This window comes from Brucella sp. TWI559, assembly GCF_039674265.1.
GTDB classification, from domain to species: Bacteria; Pseudomonadota; Alphaproteobacteria; order Rhizobiales; family Rhizobiaceae; genus Brucella; species Brucella chromiisoli.
In genome coordinates, this window is sequence record NZ_JBDJNE010000102.1 from 1 (window position 1) to 207 (window position 207).

A 207-nucleotide genomic window follows, 5' to 3' on the forward strand; every position below is an offset into this window, starting at 1 on the left:
GACCGGCGACGGCACGCTTGTTCTCTCGAGCACGGCCAGTGACTATACGGGCGGCACGCAGATTGATGGCGGTGTTGTGTCGGTTTCGGCCAATGCCAATCTTGGTGCTGCCACAGGTGCGCTCGGGTTTGATGCCGGCACGCTTCTGCTCACAGACAGCTTTGACAACAGTCGTGCGGTGACGCTTGGGACGAATGGCGGCACGAT

Annotated in this window: 1 protein-coding gene; it reads left to right on the forward strand. The window is 60.9% G+C overall.

The annotated features are described in order from the left end of the window. Positions 1 to 207, forward strand: a 207-nt coding sequence (locus ABE530_RS19790) for an autotransporter-associated beta strand repeat-containing protein (RefSeq protein ID WP_499695746.1), incomplete at both ends; no start/stop codon positions are given.